Annotated in this window: 23 protein-coding genes; 7 read left to right on the forward strand and 16 right to left on the reverse strand. The window is 68.5% G+C overall.

Features of this window, described 5'->3' with window-relative positions; all coding sequences use genetic code 11:
• Positions 1-21: 21 nt before the first annotated feature.
• From ACM6LR_RS02120 to ACM6LR_RS02130, 3 genes are read right to left on the reverse strand one after another with little or no spacing between them, the layout of a single operon-like run.
• Positions 22-744: a maleylpyruvate isomerase N-terminal domain-containing protein gene (locus ACM6LR_RS02120; protein ID WP_414935870.1), complete on the reverse strand. Its 723-nt coding sequence runs from the start codon at positions 742-744 to the stop codon at positions 22-24.
• Between the two features lie 10 nt (positions 745-754).
• Complete coding sequence (locus ACM6LR_RS02125; protein WP_414943052.1) at positions 755-2,461, reverse strand: GMC family oxidoreductase N-terminal domain-containing protein; 1,707 nt, start codon at positions 2,459-2,461, stop codon at positions 755-757.
• Positions 2,462-2,516: 55 nt separating this feature from the next.
• Positions 2,517-2,981 carry a VOC family protein gene (locus ACM6LR_RS02130; RefSeq protein ID WP_414935872.1) on the reverse strand — a complete coding sequence of 155 codons (465 nt, stop codon included), beginning with the start codon at positions 2,979-2,981 and terminating at the stop codon, positions 2,517-2,519.
• Between the two features lie 113 nt (positions 2,982-3,094).
• Between ACM6LR_RS02130 and ACM6LR_RS02135 the strand changes: the two genes are divergently transcribed.
• Positions 3,095-4,093 carry a helix-turn-helix transcriptional regulator gene (locus ACM6LR_RS02135; RefSeq protein ID WP_414943053.1) on the forward strand — a complete coding sequence of 333 codons (999 nt, stop codon included), beginning with the start codon at positions 3,095-3,097 and terminating at the stop codon, positions 4,091-4,093.
• A gap of 498 nt (positions 4,094-4,591) precedes the next feature.
• Here the strand turns inward: ACM6LR_RS02135 and ACM6LR_RS02140 are convergent, their stop codons facing one another.
• The 3 genes from ACM6LR_RS02140 to guaB all read right to left on the reverse strand — a co-directional run bounded on the left by ACM6LR_RS02140 (position 4,592) and on the right by guaB (position 7,832).
• Complete coding sequence (locus ACM6LR_RS02140) at positions 4,592-5,725, reverse strand: GuaB3 family IMP dehydrogenase-related protein (RefSeq protein WP_076163063.1); 1,134 nt, start codon at positions 5,723-5,725, stop codon at positions 4,592-4,594.
• Positions 5,726-5,999: 274 nt separating this feature from the next.
• Positions 6,000-6,143 (reverse strand): DUF3574 domain-containing protein, encoded by a 144-nt coding sequence (locus ACM6LR_RS02145; protein WP_414943054.1) that lies wholly within the window; start codon positions 6,141-6,143, stop codon positions 6,000-6,002.
• Between the two features lie 177 nt (positions 6,144-6,320).
• On the reverse strand, positions 6,321-7,832 hold the full coding sequence (guaB, locus tag ACM6LR_RS02150; RefSeq protein ID WP_414935875.1) for an IMP dehydrogenase: 1,512 nt from the start codon (positions 7,830-7,832) through the stop codon (positions 6,321-6,323).
• A gap of 135 nt (positions 7,833-7,967) precedes the next feature.
• Between guaB and ACM6LR_RS02155 the strand changes: the two genes are divergently transcribed.
• Positions 7,968-8,354, forward strand: a complete 387-nt coding sequence (locus ACM6LR_RS02155) for a DUF5319 domain-containing protein (protein WP_005166667.1) — start codon at positions 7,968-7,970, stop codon at positions 8,352-8,354.
• A 63-nt stretch (positions 8,355-8,417) separates the two neighbouring features.
• Here the strand turns inward: ACM6LR_RS02155 and ACM6LR_RS02160 are convergent, their stop codons facing one another.
• The 5 genes from ACM6LR_RS02160 to ACM6LR_RS02180 form a co-directional block, all read right to left on the reverse strand.
• Positions 8,418-9,362, reverse strand: a complete 945-nt coding sequence (locus ACM6LR_RS02160) for an anti-sigma-D factor RsdA (protein ID WP_414943055.1) — start codon at positions 9,360-9,362, stop codon at positions 8,418-8,420.
• Positions 9,363-9,935: a sigma-70 family RNA polymerase sigma factor gene (locus ACM6LR_RS02165; protein ID WP_414937058.1), complete on the reverse strand. Its 573-nt coding sequence runs from the start codon at positions 9,933-9,935 to the stop codon at positions 9,363-9,365. It abuts the gene before it with no gap.
• A 381-nt stretch (positions 9,936-10,316) separates the two neighbouring features.
• Positions 10,317-10,913 carry a response regulator transcription factor gene (locus ACM6LR_RS02170; protein WP_003073605.1) on the reverse strand — a complete coding sequence of 199 codons (597 nt, stop codon included), beginning with the start codon at positions 10,911-10,913 and terminating at the stop codon, positions 10,317-10,319.
• Between the two features lie 130 nt (positions 10,914-11,043).
• Entirely contained in the window at positions 11,044-11,892 is an 849-nt protein-coding gene (locus ACM6LR_RS02175) for a hypothetical protein (protein ID WP_414935877.1), read from the reverse strand.
• A 9-nt stretch (positions 11,893-11,901) separates the two neighbouring features.
• A complete protein-coding gene (locus ACM6LR_RS02180) occupies positions 11,902-12,816 on the reverse strand; it encodes a MerR family transcriptional regulator (RefSeq protein ID WP_414937059.1) in 915 nt (304 codons plus the stop codon).
• A gap of 248 nt (positions 12,817-13,064) precedes the next feature.
• On the opposite strand from ACM6LR_RS02180, the gene ACM6LR_RS02185 reads away from it, so the two are divergent.
• Positions 13,065-13,367 (forward strand): WhiB family transcriptional regulator, encoded by a 303-nt coding sequence (locus tag ACM6LR_RS02185; protein ID WP_037335869.1) that lies wholly within the window; start codon positions 13,065-13,067, stop codon positions 13,365-13,367.
• A gap of 348 nt (positions 13,368-13,715) precedes the next feature.
• Here the strand turns inward: ACM6LR_RS02185 and groL are convergent, their stop codons facing one another.
• Together groL and groES are read right to left on the reverse strand one after the other, a co-directional pair.
• Positions 13,716-15,329, reverse strand: coding sequence for a chaperonin GroEL (gene groL, locus ACM6LR_RS02190; RefSeq protein WP_414935878.1), 1,614 nt, complete (start codon positions 15,327-15,329; stop codon positions 13,716-13,718).
• A gap of 100 nt (positions 15,330-15,429) precedes the next feature.
• The gene (gene groES / locus ACM6LR_RS02195) at positions 15,430-15,723 is read right to left on the reverse strand and encodes a co-chaperone GroES (RefSeq protein ID WP_007031106.1); all 294 of its coding nucleotides are present in this window, start codon (positions 15,721-15,723) and stop codon (positions 15,430-15,432) included.
• A gap of 330 nt (positions 15,724-16,053) precedes the next feature.
• Here groES and ubiA point away from each other — a divergent pair, with 330 nt between their 5' ends.
• Entirely contained in the window at positions 16,054-16,923 is an 870-nt protein-coding gene (gene ubiA / locus ACM6LR_RS02200) for a 4-hydroxybenzoate octaprenyltransferase (protein ID WP_414943056.1), read from the forward strand.
• 85 nt (positions 16,924-17,008) lie between these two features.
• Here ubiA and ACM6LR_RS02205 read toward each other — a convergent pair whose 3' ends face one another.
• Positions 17,009-17,671 carry an HAD family hydrolase gene (locus ACM6LR_RS02205; RefSeq protein WP_414935880.1) on the reverse strand — a complete coding sequence of 221 codons (663 nt, stop codon included), beginning with the start codon at positions 17,669-17,671 and terminating at the stop codon, positions 17,009-17,011.
• 143 nt (positions 17,672-17,814) lie between these two features.
• On the opposite strand from ACM6LR_RS02205, the gene ACM6LR_RS02210 reads away from it, so the two are divergent.
• Positions 17,815-19,725 (forward strand): N-acetylmuramoyl-L-alanine amidase, encoded by a 1,911-nt coding sequence (locus ACM6LR_RS02210; RefSeq protein WP_414943057.1) that lies wholly within the window; start codon positions 17,815-17,817, stop codon positions 19,723-19,725.
• Positions 19,726-19,739: 14 nt separating this feature from the next.
• On the opposite strand, the gene ACM6LR_RS02215 is transcribed toward ACM6LR_RS02210, so the two are convergent.
• Complete coding sequence (locus tag ACM6LR_RS02215; protein ID WP_414935882.1) at positions 19,740-21,128, reverse strand: glycosyltransferase; 1,389 nt, start codon at positions 21,126-21,128, stop codon at positions 19,740-19,742.
• Entirely contained in the window at positions 21,128-21,631 is a 504-nt protein-coding gene (gene xrtP / locus ACM6LR_RS02220) for an exosortase P (protein ID WP_414937060.1), read from the reverse strand. Before xrtP ends, ACM6LR_RS02215 begins: the two co-directional genes overlap by 1 nt.
• Before the next feature lie 425 nt (positions 21,632-22,056).
• Here xrtP and ACM6LR_RS02225 point away from each other — a divergent pair, with 425 nt between their 5' ends.
• Together ACM6LR_RS02225 and ACM6LR_RS02230 are read left to right on the forward strand one after the other, a co-directional pair.
• A complete protein-coding gene (locus tag ACM6LR_RS02225) occupies positions 22,057-22,833 on the forward strand; it encodes a choice-of-anchor P family protein (protein WP_414943058.1) in 777 nt (258 codons plus the stop codon).
• Between the two features lie 21 nt (positions 22,834-22,854).
• On the forward strand, positions 22,855-23,034 hold the full coding sequence (locus ACM6LR_RS02230; protein WP_414935884.1) for an LPXTG cell wall anchor domain-containing protein: 180 nt from the start codon (positions 22,855-22,857) through the stop codon (positions 23,032-23,034).
• Positions 23,035-23,077: the final 43 nt, after the last annotated feature.

Below are 23,077 nucleotides of genomic sequence, written 5' to 3' on the forward strand. Positions count from 1 at the left end.
TGCCGCGATCACCCGGCCGAGTCACAGCCAATGCGGCAGCGGCGGCACTTCGCCGTCCAAAGTGGATCCGTCGGCGCGGCCGGTGATCCAGGCCAGGACGTCGCCGGGCGCGCCGGTCACCTTGGCAGGCTCGCCGGTGCCCATCCGCCATTCGTGCCGTGTCCCGTCGCCGTCGACGGCGATCAGGAGGACGGCGGGCAGTTCGTCGCCGTACCAGGCGATCGCGCTGCTCACCACCACCTCGAACTCCCGGCCGAGCAGCCCGGAGACCCGGTCGAAGTCGTAACCGGAGTCCAGGTCGACGAGGTGGATCGAGGTTTCGGACAGCCGTTTGAGCAGCACTCCCTCACCGGTGAGGCGATTGCCCAGCCGATCACGAGCCTCACCGGCCCATGCCTCGTCCGGCATGGACGCGGCCAGGTTCGCGAACCGCTCACCGGAGTCCACGACGTCGGCGACGATCACCGCGGCGGAGCGGTCGGCTCCGGCCTCGATGCCCTCGTCGCGAGCCGTGGCCGTGGTGTACATCGGCGTCTCGACGCCGGTCTTCGCCCAGGTCAAGAGGTTGCCGAGGCCGTCGGCGTTGCGCGCGACGTGCGAGAGCAGATGCGCCCTCGTCCAACCGGGCAACGCGCTCGGGGCGTGCACGGCGTCCTCGCCGAGGCCGCGGGCCACGAGCGCCCATTCGTCATGCAGGGCGCGGACGCGATCGAGCAGGGCGTGCGCGCGTTCGGAGGCGGTCACCTGCCCCAACTTACCGCCGAAGGGCCGCCGGTGCGTCCGCCGGAACGGACGGGTTCTTGGGCGCGATCGGTTCGAGCCGCGCGTACGGCAGGTCCTGCGACGGCCGATTGTCCGTTTCGCCCTTGTTGGGCCACAGGGAGAACGCCCGCTCGGCCTGCGCGGTGATGGTGAGCGAGGGGTTCACACCGAGGTTCGCCGTGATCGCCGATCCATCCACAATGGACAGTCCAGGGTAGTTGAAGACCCGGTGGTACGGGTCGATCACACCGTTGTCGGCCGCCGTGCCGATCGGCGCGCCACCGATGAAGTGCGCGGTGAGCGGGATGTCGAAGATCTCGCCCCAGGTACCGCCCGCCATCCCGCCGATGCGCTCGGCGGTGCGGAGATTGGCTTCGTGTCCGGCGGGGATGAAGCTGGGGTTCGGCTCGCCGTGCCCCTGCTTCGAGGTGTACTTGCGGCGGCCGAAGAGGCCGCGCTTGGTGTAAGTGGTGATGGAGTTGTCGAGGCTCTGCATCACCAGCAGGATCACCGTGCGCTCGCTCCAGCGGTAGCCGTTGAGCAGGCGGACCGTCTGGACCGGGTGCTTGACCATGAAGTCGACGGCCTGGCGCCAGCGCGGGACCGCCGAATCGCCTTCGGTGGCGATGGTCTGGAGCAGGCTCATCGCGTTGCTGCCCTTGCCGTAGCGGACGGGCTCGATGTGCGTGTTGTCGTCGGGGTGGATCGACGAGGTGATCGCGACGCCGCGGCTGAAGTTGCGCTCCTCGTCGACCGAGGTGCGGGCGGCGCCGATGATGGCCTCGGAGTTGGTGCGGGTCAGTTCGCCGAGGCGCGGCGAGAGCTTCGGCAGCTTGGCGGTGTCACGCATGCCGTGGAGCAGGTTCTGCGTGCCCCAGGTGCCCGCGGCGAGGACCACCTGCGCGGCGGTGAGCTTGTGTCGGAACTTGCGCGAGGTGGTCCCGGTCTTCTTGATGCTCACCTCGTACCCACCTGCGTTTAGCGGGCTAATCGCGCTCACGGTGGTGAGCGGGATGACCTGCGCGCCGTCCTTCTCCGCGAGGTAGAGGTAGTTCTTGACCAGCGTGTTCTTGGCGCCCACCCGGCAGCCGGTCATGCAGGCGCCGCATTCGGTGCAGCCGGTGCGCGCCGGGCCCGCGCCACCGAAGTACGGGTCCTCGGCACGCTCCCCCGGCTTGCCGAAATACACGCCGACGGGCGTCGGGTGGTACGACTCGGGGACACCCATGTCCGTGGCGACGGCCTTCATCACGACGTCCGACGGCGTGACGCTGGGGTTGGTGACTACGCCCAGCATGCGGCTGGCCTGGTCGTAGTGCGGGCCGAGCTCGGACTCCCAGTCGGTGATGTGGGACCACTGCGGGTCGACGTAGAACGGCTTCATGGGCCGGTACAGCGTGTTCGCGTAGACCAGCGAGCCGCCGCCGACGCCCGCGCCGGCGAGCACCATGACGTCTTTGAGCATGTGGATGCGCTGGATGCCGAAGCAACCGACCTGGGGTGCCCAGACGTAGCGGCGAAGGTCCCAGGACGTCTTCGCGAACTCGTCGTCGGCGAAGCGGCGGCCCGCCTCGATGACGGCGACGCGATAGCCCTTTTCGGTCAGGCGCAGTGCGGCGACACTGCCCCCGAACCCGGAGCCGACGACGATCACGTCGTAGTCGAAGTCGTCTTCAGTGGTGGTGTTACTGGCAGTCACACCCTCGACTGTAACCCCGGCCACCCCTTCTGACCAGAGGTAAGTTACTGGCCAGTCACCTTCCACCCGTCTGCGCGACGTCGACGATCCAGGTGACGCCGAAGCGGTCGGCGAGCATCCCGAAGGCGGGCGCCCACTGGGCGGGGCCGAACGCCTCGATCACGGTCGCGCCCTTGGCGAGGCCCTCCCATACGGGGCTGACCTCGTCGACGCTCTCACCGCGGACGGAGAGGAAGAACGGCTCCTTGGTGATCGTGGTGCCGTTTTCGCGATGCGTGCTCGGGGCGGCCGGGACCGCGGGCGTGTGCTCGCCGGGCACGTCGTAGGCCATGACCTGGAAGCCGTTGTCGGCGACGACCTGGCCGAACACGACGTGGGCGGCGCCGGGCAGTTCGGCGGGCATCCCGAAGTCGGCGTAGGTGACAACAGTGAGTTGCCCGCCGAAGACCGACTGGTAGAACTCCAGGGCTTCGCGAGCCTGGCCGTGGAAGTTCAGATGGGCGACAGCGTTGAGCGACATGGTTTTCCGGTCCTTCACCAGGGATTTCTGGCGCCGGAGGCTTCCGGCGACAAGAGCCACGATGTCAGTGGTACCGGTCAAAGAACGTCCGCTACTTGTGCCATGGTGAAAACATGCCGATCGCTTCCTCGACGACGACGTCCAGCCGGCTGCTGTCACTGTTGTCGATGCTGCAGGCCCGCCGCGACTGGCCGGGCGGCCTGCTCGCCGAGCGGCTGGGTGTCAGCGAGCGGACAGTGCGCCGCGACGTCGACCGGTTGCGCGAGCTGGGATATCCGGTTCAGGCGGTCAAAGGCCCCGACGGCGGCTACCGGCTCGAAGCGGGCAGTCGGCTGCCGCCCTTGCTGTTCGACGAGGAGCAGGCGGTCGCGCTCGCCGTGGCGCTGCGGATCGCCGTCGGGACGGGCGCGGGTATCGAGGAGGCGGCCGCGCGGGCCCTTGTCACCGTGCGGCAGGTGTTGCCGTCGCGGCTACGGCAGCGCGTCGACGCCCTCGAGATCAGCGCGGCCGGGCGCGGCGTCGATCCGCAGGTCGACACCGGGGTCCTGCGCACGCTGAGCGCCGCGGTCCGCGCCGGGGAGGAGCTGCGGTTCGACTACCGCCCGCCGGGACGCCCTGAGGACGCCGAACCGCATCCGCCCCGCCGGGTGCAGCCTCGTCACCTCGTGGCGCGGGCCGGGCGCTGGTACGTCGTCGGCTGGGACCCCGATCGCGAAGACTGGCGGACTTACCGTGCCGACCGGATGACACCACGTGTTCCGACCGGGCCGCGGTTCGTTGCCCGCGAAGTGCCGGGCGGCGACGTGGCCGCCTTCCTGTCGGCCCGGTTCACAGGTTCCGAGAGCACGAACACCTGGCCCTGCCGCGGCGAGGTGATCCTCGACCTGCCCGCGGCGGAGGTGGCGCCGTTCGCCGGTGACGGTGTCGCGGAGGAACTCGGCGCCGCCCGGACCAGACTGGCGACGGGGTCCTGGTCGTGGGCAGCTCTCGCGGCGGCGCTGGCGCGCTTCGACACCGAGATCGAAGTGGTCGGTCCGCCGCAGTTACGTGCGGCGTTCGCCGAACTGTCCCGTCGCGCCGACCGCGCCGCGGGGACCGGTGCATGCTCGTAGTCGTAGTCGATGATTTCGCGAAGGAGCACCTGCACAGCGACCTGCAAGTGGTCCGCGCGGCGATGCTCCGGAAGCTCGACGGGCTGCCCGAGTACGACATCCGTCGTCCCTGGCCTCGACCGGGACCAACCTGCTCGGCCTGGTCAAGCACCTGTCGGTGTGGGAATCCCGGTACTTCGGCGAGGTCTTCGATCAGCCGTTCCCCGAGCCCGTCCCCCGCTGGGACGACCCCGGACAGCGCGGGGCCGACATGTGAGCGACGAGCAGGAACACACGACGAGATCACCGGCCGCTTCCAGCGCGCATGGGCTCACTCCGCCGCGACGATCGCCGCGCTCGCCGTCGCCGCCCGGAGCGACTTTAGCGGGCAAATCGCGATCTGCTGAGCACGCAGAGAGGGCTGGATGACCACGGTGGTCATCCAGCCCTCCCAGATCACGTCATTCCGCCGGGATCGCGTTTAGCGGGCTAAACGCGATCCGAGGCGGGGAGCGAGCGTCAGCGGCGGACGGTCAGGCCGACGCGCTGGAACTCCTTCAGGTCCGAGTAGCCCGTCTTCGCCATCGCGCGGCGAAGCGCGCCGAAGAGGTTCACGACACCCTCAGCGTCCGAGGACGGCCCGAAGAGCAGCGTCTTGAGGTCGACGGCGTAGTCCGGCCCCAGCGCCACGCGCGAACGCGGCAGCGACGGGTGCGCGGCCGCCGACGTCCAGTAGAGCCCCTGCCCCGGAGCCTCGGAGGCGGCCGCCAGCGGTGCCCCGAGCATGACCGCGTCGGCACCGCAGGCGATGGCCTTGGCGATGTCGCCGGACACGCTCATCCCGCCGTCGGCGAGCACGTGCACGTACCGGCCGCCGGTCTCGTCGAGGTAGTCGCGGCGTGCGGCCGCGGCGTCGACGATCGCGGTCGCCATCGGCGTCCCGATCCCGAGCACGCTGTCGGTGCTCGTCACACCGCGGCTCGCGCCGTGGCCGACGATGACGCCGGCCGCGCCGGTGCGCATCAGGTGCATCGCGGTGCGGTAGTCGCTGACCCCGCCGGCGATCACCGGGACGTCGAGGCGTCCGATGAAGTCCTTGAGGTCCAGCGGCTCGGCGTCACGCTGCACGTGTTCGGCGGAGATGATCGTGCCTTGCACGACCAGGATCTCGACGCCCGCCTTCAGCAGGTCCGGCGTGAGTTCGGCGGCGTGCTGCGGGCTGACCCGCGCGGCCACCGTGACACCGGACTCGCGGACGGTCTTGATCGCCTCGGTCAGCAGGTCCAGCCGGATCGGGGCGGAGTGCAGTTCCTGCAGCTCGCGCACGATCGCGGTCGGGTCCTCGGTGTCCTCGGCGGCCCGGACGAGGCGGAAGATCGCGTCCTCGACGTTCGGGTGCCGCGCCCAGAGCCCTTCGGCGTTGAGGACGCCCAGCCCGCCGAGCTCGCCGACAGCCACCGCGGTGCCCGGCGACACGATCGCGTCGGTGGGGTGTGTGACCAGCGGCAGCTCGAAGCGGTACGCGTCGATCTGCCAGGCGGTGGACACGACCGAAGACGACCTGGTGCGCCGCGACGGCACGATCTCCACGTCATCGAGGTCATACGCCCGCCGCGCGGTGCGGCCCATGCCGATCTCGACCAGATCCCGCACGTCAAGTCCCTTCTCGCCGACGACCGTTACACCCCATTGTCGCTAGGCCGCGTGGGTGACCTGCGCACGGGGCACCCGAACCGGCCCCGAAGTCACACCAGCCCCATCTGCCTCACCAGTTTCACGATTAGCCCGCTAAAGGCGCGCCGGTGGGGCGAGTGGGACTGGAGGGTCAGGAGGAGACCGTCTTCTTGTAGGTGGTCCGGATCTCCTCGATCTCGCGGTTCGCTGAACGGGTACACGACGACGATCACCTTCGACTTCTCCCGAGAGATCACCCGTCCGACCCGCGCCACTGCCCGCGCCCGGTCAGTTCGGTGAACCCGTCCGGGAACCGCGGGGTGACGACCTCGTCGGTCAACTCGCCGCCGCCCGGCCGTCGTGCCGAAGTACAGCTCGGTGCGCTTCCACGGCTCACCCGGCGACGTCTCGGTGTCCCCGCGGCCTGCGCGGGCGGCGCGGCGGCGAAGACGGCCGGCGCAGTACGCCGTGGAGTGGTCAGCGAGAAGACATCGGGTTCCTCCCAGGAGACTGGATCAGCGGACCAAAGTCTCCCGAGCACGGAACCGGATGGGTAAATATCCTCGAGGGCGGACTACCGGGTGGTGTAGTTCGGCGCCTCGACGGTCATCGTGACGTCGTGCGGGTGGCTTTCCTTGAGCCCGGCCGCGGTGATCCGCACCAGCTGCGCCTCCTGCAGCTCGGGGATCGTCGACGCACCCGCGTAACCCATGCCCGACCGCAGCCCGCCCACCAGCTGGTGGACGACGTTCGCGAGCGGCCCGCGGAACGGGATCCGCCCCTCGATGCCCTCGGGGACCAGCTTGTCCTCGCTCAGCACGTCGTCCTGCGCGTAGCGGTCCTTCGAGTACGACTTCGCCTGGCCGCGCGACTGCATGGCGCCCAGCGAACCCATCCCGCGGTAGGTCTTGAACTGCTTGCCGTTGACCAGGATCAGGTCACCGGGCGATTCGGCCGTCCCGGCGAGCAGGCTGCCGAGCATCACGGTGGACGCGCCGGACGCGATCGCCTTCGCGATGTCACCCGAGTACTGGATGCCGCCGTCGCCGATCACCGGGATCCCGGCCGGGCGCGCCGCCTGGTCGGCCTCGTAGATCGCGGAGATCTGCGGCACGCCGACCCCGGCCACGATGCGGGTGGTGCAGATGGAGCCAGGGCCGACGCCGACCTTGATCCCGTCCGCGCCCGCCTCCACCAGCGCCTGCGCGCCGGCCCTGGTCGCGACGTTGCCGCCGACGATGTCGACGGTGTCGCCCAGTTCCTTCTTCAACAGCGCGACGGTCTCGACGACGGCGCGGGAGTGCCCGTGCGCGGTGTCGACCATCAGCACGTCGACCCCGGCGTCGGCCAGCGCCATCGCGCGCTTGTGCCCGTCCGGGCCGACGCCGACGGCGGCACCGACGATCAAACGGCCGTTGGGGTCCTTGGAAGCGTTGGGGTACTGCTCGGTCTTGACGAAGTCCTTGACCGTGATCAGCCCGCGCAGCTTGCCGGCACCGTCGACGATCGGCAGCTTCTCGATCTTGTGGCGGCGCAGCAGCCCCAGCGCGGCCTCCGCGGTGACCCCGACCTGCGCGGTGACCAGCGGCAGCTTCGTCATCACCTCGTGCACCGCACGGGTGTGGTCGACCTCGAACCGCATGTCGCGGTTGGTGATGATGCCCACCAGCGTCCCGGCGGCGTCGGTCACCGGCACACCGGAGATCCGGAACCGCGCGCACAGCGCGTCGACCTCGGCGAGGGTGTCCTCCGGCGAGCAGGTGACCGGGTCGGTCACCATGCCGGCTTCGGAGCGCTTCACAACCTCAACGGCGGACGCCTGGTCATCGATCGGCAGGTTGCGCTGCAGCACGCCCATCCCGCCCTGTCGGGCCATCGCGATGGCCATCCGGCCCTCGGTGACCGTGTCCATGGCGGCGGAGACCAGCGGGATGTTCAGGGTGACGTTGCGGGAGAGCCGGGTGCGGGTGCTGACCGCACTGGGCACCACGTCGGACTCGGCCGGCAGCAGCAGCACGTCGTCGAAGGTCAGCCCGAGCATGGCGAATTTGCTCGGGACGGGGGCGGTGACGCTGTCGCTGGTCATAGCAGGCGAACGGCCTTCCTAGCGGTGACTTATGGGGGCCGCCGTGGCTGGTGGCAGCACGGCGAGGGCCTGCCCCTCATGATATCCGGGCCGGGCGGCCGCTCGGCCCGGGTGGGCGCCCGGTAGCGTGCAGGCGTGCCGCAAGATGCGTTGCCCCCAGACCCGTTCGCGGATGACCCGGACGACCCGGCCCGCGCGTTCATCGACGACGCCGACCGGCTCGACGAGCCGATCAGCGACGAAGAGCGCACCGAGTTGCTGGCCGACCTCTCCGATCTCGCCGTCTACCAGGCGCTTCTCGAACCGCGCGGGGTACGCGGGATCGTGGTCGACTGCGGTGAATGCGACGAACCCCACTACCACGACTGGCATCTGCTCCGCGCCAGTCTCGAGCAGCTGCTCGCCGACGGCCGGATGCGGCCGCACGAGCCGGCGTTCGATCCGAACCCCGGTGACTACGTGAGCTGGGACTACTGCCGCGGTTTCGCGGACGGCGTCACGGCGAACGAGAGCGCTTACTAAGACACACCGAAAGGGCCTGGTGAGAGAGATCTCACCAGGCCCTTTCGGTTGTTCCTGAGGATGCTAGGACGTCTCGGCCGCGGCGGGCGCCTGCGCTCCGGCACCCGGCGACGGCTCGTTACGCGGGCCACCGGGGTCATTGCCCGAAGCGGGCGGGGTCGTCGAAGTCGTCGGCGGAGGCGGTTCGCTCGTCGAAGTCGGCGGAGTCGGTGTGGGAGTCGTGGTGCCCGGCAGACTGGTGCCGGGGTTGCCGCCTCCTGGCAGCGACGTCGGCGAAGCGGTCGGCTGCGGAGAGAGCTGAGGCGTGGTCGCGACCGGGGTCCGCGAAGGCAACTGCTGATCCGGCGGCAGCGGCTGCTGGCCAGGGTTCTGCAGCTGTGCGCTCAACTGGCGATGCTGCTCGAGCAGCTGATCGCGGTTCTCTTCATCGGTCACCTGGCTCAACGCGGCCTGTGCCTCGTCGAGCGCCTTACGCGCGTCGTCGAGGCGCCCACCGGCGAGCGCGAGGTTGGCCTTCTCCAGATCGAGTTTGACCGCGGCGGCGGCCTCGACCGACCGGGCGTGGTCGGCGTAAAGCACTTTGGTCAGGCCCCAGAGCGTGTCACCAGGCTGCGCGTCCTTCGCGGCGAGACCGGTACCGGCGAAGGCGATGGCCAGGACGGCCGCGGCGGCGGCCACCGGGACCAGCAGCCGGCGTCTTCCCCCGTGTTTGCGGGCGAGCGCGGCGGTCTTCACGGTGGTGATCGCGGTGTCGACGTCGACGAGTTCCGCGAGCGGTTCACTGTCGATGTCACGACGCCAGGCCAGCAGCAGCGCGTTGAGCTCCTGATCACCGAGGTCGTCGGCCATTTTCGGGTCCGAGCCGCCGAGCGCGTCGAGCAGCGCGTCATCGGCCTGAACGGCCGACAGATCCGCGGCGAACTCGGCCTCGGAAGACGTCAGCCCTCTTTCGAAGACCGTCAGTTCACGATCGGTCCCAGGGGAGAGCCGATGGTCGCGATCGGTCACTCAGATCACCTCCTCAGCGGCCAGAACCTTACGTAGGCGCGCGAGGGCGCGATGCTGAGCCACCCGGACGGCGCCAGGGGTGGACCCCACGGCCTCCGCCGTTTCTTCGGCGGACAATCCCACGACGACACGCAGGACCACGATCTCACGCTGTTTATCGGGAAGGACACGCAGGAGTTGCGCCATGCGCTCGTTCAGCTCGCCCTGGAGAGCGCGCTGCTCGGGGCCGACGTCACCCTCGATCTCGTCGGGGACCTCGGCGACCGGTTCGGCACGGTTACGGGCCGCGGCGCGATGCGCGTCGGCCACCTTGTGCTGGGCGATCCCGTAGACGAAGGCCAGGAACGGGCGGCCCTGATCACGGTACGAAGGCAATGCCGTGAGCACCGCGAGACACACCTCCTGAGCAACGTCGTCTGCGGAAGCGAACGAACGCTCCTGCCTGCCAACCCGAGCGCGGCAGTACCGCACTACCAAAGGACGGATGGCCGCCAGCAACCGCTCGACCGCTTGAGGATCACCCTCAACAGCAGCGGCGACCGGCTCATCCAGTCCGTCCCCCACATTGGCCATCGCAGACAACAGTCCCAGTGTTACGTATAGGCGTGCAAAGAGTCCGGCGTGTGACTTCGGAGGCCACTACCGGTGACAGCTACCGTACCGCCCCGGGCCCGTCGCCTTCGCTGACGACCGCCATCGGCGCGCCGCCCTTCCGGCGAGCGCGCTGAAACCGGGTCTTCCTGGTTCTCTTCGCTCGTAGTCGAACTTTCCACGAGTTGGAGCGCAGTGGGGTACGACGGTCCACCCGGAGGCGGACACGCTCGGGCAAGAGTGCCCGAGCTGTGAACGGAAAAGCACGAAGCGTGACAGGGAACACAGGTACGGGCCAGGGGCTTGCCCCCGGCCCGTTGTCACCCGTTGCCGCTATCAGCCGGTGAAATCAAGAAAGCGTTGTCAGGAAACAAGTCCACGGCGGAATCCGTGGGCGACCGCCTGAGCGCGGTCCCGCACACCGAGCTTGCGGAACAAGCGGCGCGCGTGGGTCTTCACAGTGTCTTCGGACAGGTACAGCTCGCGGCCGATTTGTCCGTTGCTCTTGCCCTGGCTCATCCCACGGAGCACTTGAAGCTCGCGCTCGGTGAGCTGAACACCGGGGTCGGACGGCTGGCGCGGCGCCGGCACCGAGGTGCTGGCGAGCGTATGCGCCAGTGCGGCGACCAGTTCGGGACGCGAGGCGTCCCAACGCAGGTAGCCGCGGGCTCCGCCGGCGATGGCGGCGGCGATGCTGCCCGCATCGTCCGGGGCGCCGAACACGATCACGTTCGCTTGGGGGTTCGCTGAGACGAGCCGCCTGGTGGCTTCGACGCCAGTCGGGACAGCGCGCTGGGTTCCGACCAGCACGACGTCGACCGGCTGACGGGAGTACCGGGCCAGCAGCTCGTCACCGTGCGCTACGCAGTCGATGCGACTGACCCCTGGGACCGCGGACATCACTCGAGTGAGCCCTTCGCGGACACTGCGTCGGTCGTCGCAGATCAAGACCGTCGTCACGGGGTTTCCTTCCTGCAGCCGGGTGACATTCCACTTCCCCTATCGGACGCTTTAGCCCGAACCTTGACACGATCCGGTGGCTTTTTTGAAAGTTTCTTAGCCCGGTTGCCGGAATGGGCCCTCCAACAGGCTAGACGCCCCGAGCGGGGACCCATGGAGATTCCCGGGCGAGCCACCTCCCGCAAGGATCTGCGTGCCGTAACACTGCGTGCAACAGTTCGGCACTTCTGAATCGATACTCACCGGCGTGTCCTGCCCCCATGTCCGCAGCGACCAGGCAGGCCACCCATAGAAGTGAATTGAATTCGTATTTCTCGGCGGTTTCGCGAGCGCTCTCGATCAGCGCCATCGCACGGTCTCGCTCAGCGGAACTTCCATTCGCGATCGTCACGCCGAGTACAAGCTGTGATTTGACGACATGTCGGCAGGCACCCTGGGCTCGCGCCGTTCCCAGCGCCATTTCCGCAGGTGCGATCGCGGCGCCGGAAATGTTACTCGCCAGTTCGATTTCCGCGCCCACCCAACCGGCCCTGGTCCGGCTCCGCCAGTTGCCGAGGTGCGCCTCCGCACGGGCCACCAGCCGCCGGGCGGCGGCCAGCCTGCCGCGCCCGAGGTTGTCCGCGGCCAGACCGAGGAGGGCGTCCGCGCGTGCCCCCTCGGCGTCCAGACCGTCGGGGTCGGGTTCGCCTCGCGGCTCCGCGATCACCAGCGCGAGCGCCTCACCGTCGAGGACGAGGGCCGCCGCGTGCCCGCCCAGCTGCCGCCGGTGCGACGCCAGCGTGCTCGCGGCCAACGACGCGAGCACCGGATCTTCGCTCGTGCGCAAACCGTGCAGCAGGGTGGCCGCCATCGCGTACCGGCCGCGGGCACCAAGCCCGATCGCGGCGAGCAGCCGGCCGCGAGGCGACGCGGGCACCGCGAAGGAGTTCGGCGGCGGCACGCCGTCACCGAACGCGGCGGACCGCAAGGACGCTTCCATTCGTCCTTTCTATCGCCTCGCACCGACAAGAACGTGCTCGATCCGATCGGCGGCCGTCGTCAGCTCGCCGAGCAGTTCGATCTTGTCCGGAAGCGTCGCGGGATCCCAGCCAGGGCCGCAGGCGAACAGCCTGCTGCGCTGACGGCCGCGGGACACCCTGGCGAACAGGCGCGGATCCGCGGTCGCGTGCCGCCCCGACCACAGCACCACCGCGGCCGGAACGCTGCGGCGGACGGTCACCGCGAGCACCTCGGCCGGGAGGGAGGCGCCGAACAGCTGGGCCCCGATCCGGCGTCCCGCGAGCGCCGCGGCGAGCGCGTACATCGGCATGTTGTCGCGCTCGTCCGGGACGCAGGTCAGCAGGACGGGCCGCTGGTTGCGCGGTTCGCGGAGCACCGGCGTCGCGCGGACCAAGGCGGCGTACACGCATTCGGCGAGCAGGTATTCGACCTCCGCGCCGGCGCTGACCCCCCGCCAGCGCGCGCCGAGCGCGGTCAGCACCGGCGACACGACGCCGGTCCAGGCGGGCAGGACACCGAGTTCGCGGATCGTGTCGGCGAGCATGCGCTGAACCGCGCCGAAATCCATCGCGAGCGCGGCCGTGCTCAAGCGTCTGGCGAGACGGGACGGGACGTCGTGATCCTCGGCGGGTGGCGCGGCGGCCTGTTCCTCCGCTTGGACCACAGGGGTTTTCGGGCTCTCCACCACCGTCCGGGGCATTTGCTCGAGCGCGTACTTCGCCGCTTCGGCCGTCGAGGCACCGCGGAGCAACGCGCGCTGCATCAGTTCGAGACGGCCGATGTCGGAGCTGCCGTAGCGGCGGTGGCGGCCGTTGGTGTGGCGGCTCGGCCCTACGCCGTATCTGCGGTCCCAGGTTCGCAGGGTGGACGGTGCGACCCCGAGCCGGCGAGCGACGGAGGCCACCGGCAGGGTGGGTTCTTCACTGCTGATCCGAGATCCCACTCGACCCAATATCCAGGCAGGCCGGGGCCGCGGCAACCGGAACGGAAAGTGTGGCTAACACATCCGGGGGATGCCTAAAGGCTGAATCGTCTTGAATCTCTTGAACAAGTATTGGCGCGCTTCTAACGTTACCGCCGTTGCATCGAATGGAGTAGCCGCAGCGCAGCAGAGCAGGTAAACGCTTCGACCGGATGACGGAGGCGGTCAGGATGGCGGACACACGCAGGCTCCCGGGACCCAACGCCGATGTATGGGACTGGCAGCTCGAAGGGTCGTGCCGAGGCATGGACAGCGCGTCCTTCTTTCACCCTGACGGCGAACGCGGGCCCGCCAGAGCCCGCCGCGAGGCGAGGGCCAAAGCCGTGTGCCTGGCTTGCCCGGTGCTGGCCATGTGCCGGAACCACGCACTCGCCGTGCACGAGCCCTACGGGATCTGGGGCGGGTTGTCGGAGTCGGAACGCGAGCACATCATCAAGGCGGACAAGCGCACATTGAGCATGTCGAACGGCTGATCCGGCCGAGTCGGCAACGCGGAAGGGCGGCATCCGGGTGGGGTGCCGCCCTTCCGCGTGTCCAGACCCGGACGCGTCACGATTAGCCCGCGAAAGTCGCTCCGCCCGGCCTCCGCTCCCCGCCGCCCCAGATCGCGATTAGCCCGCTGAACGCAGGTCGGTGCAGTCGCGGGGCACCCGGTCGCCGGATCGCACTTAGCCCGCGAAAGTCGCTCCCGTCGCGCCCGCGCTCCCCTGCCACCGGATCGCGCTTAGCCCGCTAAACGCGAGTGGGCGACCCCAGCGCACAAGAAAGCGGGGCGGCACTCCGCGTGGAGTGCCGCCCCGCTTCGGGGTGGAACGGTGGAGCTAGTGCGCGTGGCCGTGACCGGCCGCGGACGACTCCTCGCCGGCCGGCTTCTCGACGATGGCGCTCTCCGTCGTCAGCACAAGCCTGGCGATGGAGGCGGCGTTCGCCACCGCGGACCGGGTCACCTTGACCGGGTCGACGATGCCGGCGGCCAGCAGGTCGGTGAGCTCACCGGTGGCGGCGTTGAAGCCGTGCCCCCAGCTCTGCTCCTGGACCTTGTTCACGATGACCGCACCCTCGTGGCCCGCGTTGGTCGCGATCCAGAACAGCGGGGCGGACAGCGCGTCGCGGACGATGCGCACACCGGTCGCTTCGTCGCCTTCGAGGCCGAGGCCGCCGTCGAGTTCCTTGACCGCGTGCACGAGCGCCGAGCCACCGCCGGGCAGGATGCCCTCTTCGACGGCCGCCTTGGTCGAAGCCACGGCGTCCTCGATGCGGTGCTTGCGCTCGTTGAGTTCGGTCTCGGTGGCCGCGCCGACCTTGATCACCGCGACACCGCCGCCGAGCTTCGCCAGCCGCTCCTGCAGCTTTTCGCGGTCCCAGTCGGAGTCGGTGTTCTCGATCTCCTTGCGGATCTGCGAAACGCGCCCGGCGATGTCGTCCTTGGTGCCCGCACCATCGACGAGCGTGGTGTCGTCCTTGGTGACGACGATCCGGCGAGCACCGCCCAGCTGGGCGAGCGTGGTCTCGGACAGCTTGTGCCCGATCTCGGCCGAGACGACCTCGCCGCCGGTGACGACCGCGAGGTCGTCCAGGAATGCCTTGCGACGGTCACCGAAGAACGGCGCCTTGACGGCGACGGCGGTGATCGTCTTGCGCAGCGAGTTCACCACGAGGGTCGACAGCGCTTCGCCATCGACGTCCTCGGCGACGATCAGCAGCGGCTTCTTGGCCTCGACGACCTTTTCCAGCACCGGGAGCAGGTCGGCCAGGGCCGAGATCTTCTCACGGACCAGGAGGATGTAGGCGTCCTCGAGGACCGCCTTCTGCTCCTCCGGGTTGGTCGCGAAGTGCGCCGACAGGAAGCCCTTGTCGAACTGCACGCCCTCGGTGATCACGAGCTCGGTCGCCAGCGTGGACGACTCCTCGATCGTGATGACGCCGTCCTCGCCGACCCGCTCGACGGCCTCGCCGAGCAGGGCGCCGATGGCCGCGTCACGCGAGGTGACGGTGCCGACCTGGGCGATGTTGTCGCGGCCCTTGACCGGGGTCGCCTTCTCCTTGAGGATCGCGATGACCTTCTCCGCGGCGGCCTCGATGCCGCGGCCGACGGCCGTCGGGTTGGCACCGGCGGCGACGTTGCGAAGGCCGACCTTCACCAGCGACTGGGCGAGCACGGTCGCGGTCGTGGTGCCGTCACCGGCGACGTCGTTGGTCTTGGTAGCGACGCTCTTGGCGAGCTGGGCGCCGAGGTTTTCGAACGGGTCGTCGAGCTCGATTTCGCGAGCGACGGTAACGCCGTCGAGGGTGATGGTCGGGCCACCGAACTTCTTGTCGAGCACAACGTGGCGACCGCGCGGGCCGAGGGTGACCTTGACCGCGTCGGCGAGCTTGTTCACCCCGCGCTCGAGCGCGCGACGAGCGTCCTCGTCGAAACTGATCTGCTTGGGCATAGCCTTTTCCGCTTACCTTCCAGTTTTAAAGCTCGGAAAACACGAACGCCCCGTCCCCCGGCAATGCGGGGCCCGGGGCGTCATGCGCTGAGAGCGGACGTCAGTTGATGACGGCCAGCACGTCGCGAGCGGAAAGGATCAAGTAGTCCTCGCCGTTGTACTTCACTTCGGTGCCGCCGTACTTGGAGTAGATGACGACGTCGCCGACGGAAACGTCGAGCGGGACGCGGTTGCCCTTGTCGTCGATGCGGCCCGGGCCAACGGCCAGAACCTTGCCCTCCTGGGGCTTCTCCTTGGCGGTGTCGGGGATGACGAGACCGGAAGCGGTCGTCTCCTCGGCCTCACTCGTCTGGACAACGATCTTGTCCTCGAGCGGCTTGATGTTCACGCTCACCGGGTTGACCTCCACGGTCGTCGAAAGCGTTGGCAGGATGAATTACGGCTCCTACCACCCCCGCCGTCGCGGGTGCCGGGGCGTGTTCGGGCCGTGCAATTAGCACTCTAGCCATGTGAGTGCCAGCTTCGCAAGGAGGGTCCACTCACTCTGCGGAAACTCGGCTACTGAACGCCTGACCGGCCGTTTTGTTCCGCGATGCCCGCGACCGCATTCCCCCTTGCGCGTGCCCGTCCGGCTGAGCCACTTGCCTCTTGGAACCAAGTCCGGGCGGCGGGGACGGTCGCGCGATTAGCTTGTGACCTGCGGTCGGCCCGAGGGGAGGCAACGATGCTGCCGCTCGTCGAGCGGAACAAGCTGCCGGTGTACCTGCGCCTGATGCGGGCGGACAAGCCGATCGGCTTGCTGTTGCTGTTGTGGCCGACACTGTGGGCGCTGTGGATCGCGACGGCGGGTGAGCCGTCACCGTGGATCCTCGCCGCCTTCGTGGCCGGAGTGTGGCTGATGCGCGCGGCGGGCTGTGTGGTGAACGACTACGCGGACCGTGGATTCGACGGTCACGTGAAGCGCACCGCGCGTCGCCCGCTTCCCAGTGGCGCCGCGACGGCGAGAGAAGCGCGCTTCCTGTTCGCCGTGCTGGTGTCGCTCTCCTTCCTGGTGGTGCTGACGCTCAACACCTCGGCCGTCCTGCTGTCGGTGGTGGCACTGGCACTGGCGTGCGCGTACCCGTTCGCGAAGCGCTACACGCCTCTGCCGCAGGTGGTGCTGGGCGCGGCGTTCGGATGGTCGATCCCGATGGCTTTCGCCGCCGCGGGGGAATCCCTGCCGCCGATCTGCTGGCTGCTGTTCCTCGCCAATCTCCTGTGGGTGGTCGCGTACGACACGCTGTACGCCGCGGTCGACCGGGACGACGACCTGAAGATCGGCGTGAAATCCACGGCCATCCTGTTCGGCCGCCACGACAGATTGGCCATCGGCGTTCTGCAGGGAACGATGCTGGTGGTCATGGTGGCGGTCGGCCGAGTGGGCTCGCTCGGCTGGAAGTTCTACCTCGCCGCCGGAATCGCGGGCGCGTTGTTCGTCCACCAGCAGAGGCTGATCGCGCGGCGCGAGCGCGACGGCTACTTCCGGGCGTTCCTGAGCAACAACCACGTCGGGATGGTGCTCTTCCTCGGCCTGCTGGCAGGACACACCTGGTGACGGCCCCGCAGGTCACGATTAGGGGGCTGAACGCAAGTCGGGGCCCTGGTCACACCCGGGAGGCAGGGCGGCCGCCGGATCGCGATCAGGGGGCTAAACGCAAGTCCGTGAGGTCGCTCACCAGGGCATCGGGGTGCAGGGCGGCGAGGGACCGGCGCTTCGCCGGCGTAGTCGCGAGGGCGACCGAAGCGACTCCGGCGGCGCGAGCGGCGAGGACGTCCGCAGCGGAGTCACCGACCATCACGCACTTCCCGGGCGAAGTGCCGAGAGCCCTCACCGCGGCCTCGATCAAGACCGGGTGCGGCTTCAGGTGCGCCGGGTCGCTCGACATCCGCGCGCTGATCCGGCGGACCTGCTCGGCGAGTTCGTGCACGGCGAGGAACGCCCGGATCGCTTCGACGGAGTTGGTGCTGACGATCGTCACCGTGAACCCCTGCGCGACCCACTCACGGATCACCTCAACAGCACCGGGGGCGGGCGGCACCGTCGAGACGGCCTCGTTCTCCAGCCGACTGAGCTGTCGCTCGACGACGTGCGCGGCGTTCGGGCCGCACGAAGCCGCGTACCGGAGCACGTCGAATGGATCCGCCGAGGCGCTCACCTCACGAGGCAGGTCGGGTCCGACGAGTCGCTTGAGCCTGTCGGCCACCTCGCTCGCCGCCAGCTTCGCGAACACGTCGCACACCGGACCGTCGAAGTCGAGGAAGACGTGGTCCTTCTCCTGCAGAAGCTCCTTCACCCCAGTCATGCGCCCACCTTGCCACCGGATCGCGATTAGGGGGCTGAACGCAAGTCCGGGAGGGACCTTACGGAAGGGGCGGCTTTCTGGTTAGGTTCCGACCATTGGGGTCGGTCCTGTACAGCAGACCTAGACACTGGGGGTACACGCCCATGCCGCGTCCCTTCCGTCCCGTTGCCCTCCTACCGCGCCGGCGCCGACCCAAACGGACCGCCGGACTCGCGATCCTCACCCTCACCGCCGGTCTTCTCGCCGCAGTCCCCGCCCAAGCCGCCCCGGCGGGCCAACAGCGCCAACGGGACTTCGCGGCCGCCGCACAGGAGTTCGGCGTCCCTGAGAACGTCCTGCTCGGCGTCTCCTACCTGGAGTCGCGGTGGGACTTCAACGCCGGCACGCCGAGCACGTCCGCCGGTTACGGCCCGATGCACCTGACCGACCTGCGCGAAGCGGGCACCGGCACGCATCACGACGAAGGCGCGGAGGACGCGCGCGGCGACGACGCTCGCCAGGCGAAACTCCCGGTGACACCGGCTCCGACGACTCCCCCGGCCGGGCTCCAGACCATCGACGAGGCGTCCAGGCTGATCGGCCAGGACGTCGCGACGCTGCGCACGAACACCACGCAGAACATCCGCGGTGGCGCCGCTCTGCTGGCGAAATACCAGCGGGAAACCGGTGACTGGAACGCCGCCGTCGCACGCTACAGCGGCGCGAAGGACACGGCGGGCGCGCAGGCCTTCGCCGACGAAGTCTTCGACACCATCTCCAGGGGCGTCAGCCGCAAGACCGACGACGGCCAGAGCGTCACCCTCGCCGCCACTCCGGTGAGTCCGGCGCGCGACCAGGCCGACACCTCGAAGGCCGGCACCTCGACAACGGAGTGCCCGAAGAAGGTCTCATGCCTTTCGGTACCGGCGCCGTACCAGGAGTTGCCGAAGAACGACTACGGCAACCACGACAAGGCGGACCGGCCGAAAAGCCAGAAGGTCGAATACATCGTCATCCACGACACCGAGGGTTACTGGGACACGGCGATGGACCTTGTCACCGACCCGACGTACGTGAGCTGGCACTACACGATCCGCTCCACCGACGGCCAGATCGCGCAGCACGTGCCGACCAAGGACGTCGCATGGCACGCGGGCAACTGGTACGTCAACGCGAAGTCCGTCGGCATCGAGCATGAGGGCTTCGCCGCGAAGGGCACTTGGTACACGGAAGCGATGTACCGCACCTCCGCGAAGCTCGTCGGCTACCTCGCGCGGAAGTACGACGTCCCGCTCGACCGCGCGCACATCCTCGGCCACGACAACGTCCCGGGCACGATCCCCGCGACCATCAGGGGCATGCACTGGGATCCGGGCCCGTATTGGGATTGGTCGCACTACTTCGACCTGATGGGCGCGCCGCTGTCCGGCTTCGGCCGTCCCGGTTCGCCGCTGGTGACCATCACACCGGACTTCGCGACGAACCAGCCCGCGTTCACCGGCTGCGAGACCGCCGGAAAGCTTTGCCCGGCACGAGGTTCCGGTTCCGTCGTGCTGCGCAGCGAGCCGAACGACTCGGCGCCGCTGCTCAAGGACATCGGCCTGCGGCCGGACGGTTCGGCGAGCACGATGGCCGTCTCCGACATCGGCAGCCGCGCGGAGACCGGCCAGCGGTACGTGGTCGCCGAACGGCGTAACGGCTGGACGGCGATCTGGTATCTCGGCCAGAAGGGCTGGTTCCGCGACGCGCGCACGACAAGCCCGGCGTTCGGCCTGGTCGTCACGCCGAAGCCCGGCTTGGCGAACGTGCCGGTGTTCGGGCGCGCGTACCCCGAACCTGAGGCCTATCCGGCGAACGTGCCGGTGCAGCAGGTCATCCCGCTCCCCTACACCTTCTCGGCGGGGCAGCGGTACTCGGCAGGCAACGTGCTCGGGTCCGAGTACTTCTGGGCGACGACGTTCGATCCGGCCAACCACGTTGTCGTCAAAGGAAAGACACGCTACGTGCAGATCCAGTTCGGACATCGCGTCGCGTTCGTGAAGGCGGACGACGTCCGGATCCTGCCCGCTTTCTGACGCCGGTCCCGGGGTCAGGAGTCGAGGGCGACCTTGACCCCGGGAGCGTGCTCGGTGTTCCGCCGCGTCTTCGACCAGCCGTTCCGGCCGCGCACCAGGCGGAACAACGCCCGCCACGACGTGATGTAGAACGTGTAGATGTACAGCGCGTAGGCGAAGCCCATCCCGAGCCCGCGCAGGAGATTGCGGCTCTTCAAGCATTTGAACTGATAGATCGGGCCCCACACGATGAACGGCAGGAGCCCGAACGAACCGTAGATCGCGAACAGGATCCACGCGCCGTCGTCGGCGAACCAGGTCCACATCCGTGCCGGATCGCCCACCGTGGTGAACAGCAGCAGAAGGAACGGGATCGGGTACAGCAGCGAGCCGAGCAGCTGCATCCACGGCTGCGCGAGGTAGTACATCATCTCCGCCGCGCCCAGCGTGCTCACGTGCGGCGAATCCCAGATCCGCCGGAGATACCGCGAACACTGCATCGTGCCCTGGCCCCAGCGTGTGCGCTGCACCAGGAATCGCCGCAGGCTGTACAGCCCCTCCTGCTTCACATGGGAGTCCGGCGTGTACCCGGTCCGCCAGCCCGCGGTCAGCAGGTGCACGCCGAGTTCGAAATCCTCCAGCAGCGAACCGCGCCACGGCTGCGCGTCCTCGCCCGCGATCGAGTCCAATGCGGACAGTCGCGTGAACTGACCGTTGCCGCCCATGGAGATCGTGCCGGTGAACCCGCGCGAGGTCTGGATCGCCGCGATGGCCGTACGGAACTCGAGATCCTGCATCTGGGCCAGCTTCAGCCCGAAGGCGCGCGAGAACCAGTTCTTACCCGGCGGTCGGGTGTCGGCGTTGCCCATCCAGACGTCGAGTTGCACCGCGCCGATCGTCTCGTCGCCGAAGAGATGGTCCGCGGCGCACACCTCGAGGCAGTTCTCCGCCGGCCGTCCGTCCGCGTCGACGACCACGACGACGACGTCGTCACGGCTCGCGTCCGGGCCCATCCAGTCGTTGAGCGCCTGATAAGCGGCGTTGAGCGCGTCCCCTTTGCCTGTCCTCGCCTCCGGACGGCGCCGGGGAACGAGGTGCAGGTACGGGTCGTAGCCGCCGTTGCGCCGCCAGATCGACTTGACCACGCGGGCCGTGCGGTCCTCGGAGTCGTCGTCGACGACCCAGACGTGCGCGTGCCGGAACGTCGAACGCAGGTAGCGCACCGTTTCGCGGATGACGGTCTGTTCATCCCGGCACGGGACGAAGAAGTGCCAGGTGAAGTCGGCGGCCTCACCGACGGGCGCGGGTCTGCGCCGCAGGTACGGCACGACGATCACGACCACATACACGATGAACGCGACGCTCATGGTGAGGGCGAAAGCCTGCGTGATCGCGAGCAGGATCTTGATCGAGCCGCCGCCCATCAGGCTGTCCCGCGCTCGGCCCGCGGCCTGCGCGTGCTCAGCCAGACGAACAGCACGAGGGCGACCGCGCCGCCGATGACACTGACCATCGAGCCGAGCAGAGTGTGACCCCAGTAATAACCTTCGTCGATACCCATCATGTTCACGAGTCCCACGATCGCCAAAACCCTCATCTGATTGACAAGAACGACCGCTATCGCGGAAATCGCCAACGAACAGAACAGCCTCTTCGCATTTTTCGGACGGAAATACAACATGACGGCGGTCACCAACAACAGCGGCAACAACATGAATGCCGACGAGCATTCCGGCGTCATTCTCAACCCGAGTGGAGTATCGCTGGACAACCCAAAGTAGACAGTCTCGCGTTCACTGGCGACGTAGACACCCGATGTGGTGATAACGCTCAGTATCAGCCCCGACACCTGCACTTCGAACACCCGGTACAGGCGTTCGGCCAGCACCAGGCCGACCGCGACGGCGATCACCGCGATCACCGCCATACGCAGCGGAAATCGGCTTGAACCAGGCAAAGGAGCGCTCGCAACGGCCACGATGACCCTCTCAGGAAAGGCGCAGCAGACAACGGATTCGGCGAAGTGGACGGGGACCTCGCCGACGAGAGTAAGTCAGCGGGAGCCGGTCCTTTCGTCCGGGGTTCTCATTTCGCATGTGATCATGAGCCTTTCGGCACGATCGTGGCGAAACTGGCTGATCCGAACGAGTGACGCTATCAATGTCTTGTGGTAAATGTCCTCCAAGGTCACCCGATCAGGTGATTCTGGCCCCGTTCTGTGCAATTTCGGAAACACTCGCCGATAGACGATCCGCTAGCCGAGTCAGGCCAGCTGAGGATTCGTTCGCAACGGTCGTGCCCATGCGCCGACCGCAGATGAAAGCCCCCCCACGAATAAATTCGGAGGACCAGTTGAAGAACACGCACCTCTTGCGACGAGGCGGAGTGCTCGCCGCTGTGGTGGCGAGCGTGGCTCTCGCCGGTGCGGTGCCCGCCTCGGCGGCCCCCGGTGACGGCTCCGCTTATGGCGTCAAGGTCGATGTGAAGCTCCTCGGCCTCGACGCGGTGAAGGCCGGGCCGCTCGCCGAAGCGAAGACCTCCGGGCCGACCACCAACAGTCTCGCGAAGGCCAACGTCACCGGTGTGCTCACCGCGGGCGCGATCAACACCGAAGCCAAGCGCGAAGACAACTCCGGTGCCGTGACGGCCAAGGCCAGCACCGCCGATGTCGGGTTGCCGCTGCTCAAGGGCGCGCTCGGCGACGTCGGCGTCAAGGTCGTCGAAGCCACCTGCACCGCGACCCAGAAGGGCGTGCAGGGCGCGACCACCCTGGTCGGCGCAAACCTCGGCAGCGCGGGCGCGGTCGACTCCACGCCGGCACCGAACACCCAGGTCAAGGTCGGTCTCGGCACCGTCAACGTCGCGACGATCATCCTGAACGAACAGATCAAGAACAACGACGGCAGCCTGACCGTCAACGCGATCCACGTGAAGCTGCTGGGCGGCGCCCTCAACCCGCTCGGCTCCGGCGACGTGATCGTCTCGTCGGCCACCTGCGGGCCGGCCGGGCTGCCCGTGCCGCTCGCTTCGGGCGCGGGGCTGTGGATCGGTCTCGGACTGCTCGGTGCCGTCGCCGTTCCGGTCGGTATCCGCGTCGTCCGCAACCGGCGTCCGGCGACCACCGCCTGACCAGGGTGAAGTGAGGCCGAAATGTACAAGTTGCCTGGCGCCGGAGTCGGCGTCGCCGGTGGCGGGGTGGGTGCCCTCGCCGCCACCGGGGCCGATGTCGGCTGGTGGCTGGCCATCGGGGTGATCCTGCTGGTTCTCGGAACCATCGCGGTCATCGCCGGCTACCGCCGCACCAAACGGCTCGGCAAGGTCGGGAGCTGACTCCCTGGAACAGCACGGCCGCCGGCGTGGGCCCCTCGCACGC

This window comes from Amycolatopsis sp. cmx-11-32 (assembly GCF_047608695.1).
Classification (GTDB): domain Bacteria; phylum Actinomycetota; class Actinomycetes; order Mycobacteriales; family Pseudonocardiaceae; genus Amycolatopsis.